Below are 2,184 nucleotides of genomic sequence, written 5' to 3' on the forward strand. Positions count from 1 at the left end.
GACTGCTCGTGCAGCGACTTGCCGCCGTAGTACGACGTGGCCTCCAGCCGGTCCACCTCCGTGGCCACGTTGTAGAAGCTCTCCGCGCGCAGAAAGAAGCCGTCGCCCGGGCGCTTGTAGCCGCGCGCGAGGCGCAGGTACTCGTGCAGGCCGCTTTCCGACGGGCCCGTGGCGAACATCATGTTGCGGCTGCCGCCCTCGGGGTTGAAGCCCCACGACGACGCGATAGCCTCCAGCAGCGTGGACTTGCCCGACCCGTTCTCCCCCACGAGGAACGTGACCGGCTTGCGCAGCTGGATCTCGTCCAGCGTGCGCACGGCCGGCAGCGAGAACGGGTACTCGTCGAACGAGCGTACCCGGCCGCGGTCCAGCCCGATGGCGTTGAGGTAAAGCGTGGAGTTCAGCATGCGCGGACGATGGCGGATCGGCGAACGGTCGATCTCCCGAAAATCATCGGACGCCGCCGGGCGCGCCAGTCCCTGGCGCCCGGGTGGCACGGGGCGTGAGAGGATGAGCGGCTTTCGCGCAGATTGGATGCGCCGCCCTCACGCGAGACCACGCTGGACCTGACATGATTCCCTCCCACGCGGACCCGGCGGACCGGGTGCTGGTGATCGGCTTTACCTGGGCGCCGCGCTCGCACGAGGTGCGCGACTTCCTGGCCCGTGCCCGGGTGCCGTACCTGTTTCGCGACTACGAGAGCAACGAGAAGGCCCGCGCCCGCGCCGACGAGTTGGGGGTGACGGCCGACCAGCTGCCCCTGCTGATCTTTGGCGACGGCACCACGCTGGCCGACCCCACAGACCAGGAACTGGCCGAGCAGGTGGGGCTGAGCACGGAGGCCGAGTCACCGTACTACGACCTTGTGATCGTGGGCGCGGGGCCGGCGGGGCTGGCCGCGGCCGTGTACGGCGCCAGCGAGGGGCTGCGGACGGTCATCATCGAGCGCGAGGCCCCCGGCGGCCAGGCGGGGATGAGCTCGCTGATCGAGAACTACCTGGGCTTTCCCGACGGGCTCAGCGGCAGCGAGCTGGCGGGCCGCGCCATGCGCCAGGCGGAACGGTTCGGCGCGGAGATGGTGGTGGCGCGTGACGCCGTGGGTCTGCGCGTGGAGGAGCCGAGCATCGTCGTCTCGCTGGACGACGGAGAGGAGCTGCGGGCGGGCGCCGTGCTGCTGTCGCTGGGCGTGTCGTGGCGGATGCTGGAGGCGCCCGGGTGCGAGAGCCTCATCGGCCGGGGCGTATACTACGGCGCGGCGGCGGCCGCCGTGCCCACCTGCCGCGACCGCGACGTGTACCTGCTGGGCGCCGGCAACTCCGCGGGGCAGGCGGCGCTGTACCTGAGCCGCTACGCGAAGTCGGTGACGATGGTGGCGCCCGAGGCCGACTTCTCGGAGAAGATGTCGGAGTACCTGCTGTCGCGCATCCAGGAGATGCCCAACGTGCACCTGCGGCCCGGCGCCAAGGTGGTCTCGGCCGAGGGCCACGAGATGCTGCAGACCATCACCATCGAGGACGTGGAGACGGGCGCGCAGGAGACGGCGGAGACCAACACGCTGTTTGTGTACATCGGCGCGGCGCCGCGGACGGAGTGGCTGCAGGGGACGATCGCGCTGGACGACAAGGGCTTCGTGCAGACGGGCCGCGCCTGCCCGGACCACGACTGGACCCTGGACCGCCCGCGCTTTCTGCTGGAGACGAGCATCGCCGGCGTGTTCGCCGCGGGCGACGTGCGCAGCGGCTCCGTGAAGCGCGTGGGCGCCGCGGTGGGGGAGGGGAGCATCGCCATCCAGTTCATCCACGAGCACCTGCGCGGGAACGGAAGTGCGTGAGTGCGTGAGTGCGTGAGTGGATCGAGGCCGGGGGAGTTCGGGGGTGAGGGGCGGGCATCGAGACCCGGCGACTGAAGTCGCGGCTCCGGAAGCGTGATGTCGGCCTGCGCCGACGGGTCCGGCACGGGACGGTGCCGTGGGGTGCGCGGCCTCCGCGACGACGAACACCGGCGCCGCGCAGGGAGGCGACGGCCGGAGCCGGTGAAGCCCCGCCGGGCGACGCGCAGCGTCGTCAGGGCGGGGCTTTCCGCTGTTGTAGCGGCGGCTTCAGCCGCTCCGGCCCGGAGCCGATGCTTCCACGGGATCCCGACCTCGCGAGGTCCCGCAGTTCTCCCCCTCCCCCGCGAAGCGGG

2 protein-coding genes are annotated in these 2,184 nt (G+C 71.5%); one reads left to right on the forward strand and one right to left on the reverse strand.

The window, feature by feature from the left end:
- Positions 1-407 (reverse strand): AAA family ATPase (locus VFZ20_RS15760; protein ID WP_329684867.1); only part of this gene is annotated, 407 nt, incomplete at its 3' end.
- 164 nt (positions 408-571) lie between these two features.
- Here VFZ20_RS15760 and VFZ20_RS15765 point away from each other — a divergent pair.
- The gene (locus tag VFZ20_RS15765; protein WP_329684868.1) at positions 572-1,831 is read left to right on the forward strand and encodes an NAD(P)/FAD-dependent oxidoreductase; all 1,260 of its coding nucleotides are present in this window, start codon (positions 572-574) and stop codon (positions 1,829-1,831) included.
- Positions 1,832-2,184: the final 353 nt, after the last annotated feature.

It is taken from the genome of Longimicrobium sp. (assembly GCF_036280135.1).
Lineage (GTDB): Bacteria > Gemmatimonadota > Gemmatimonadetes > Longimicrobiales > Longimicrobiaceae > Longimicrobium.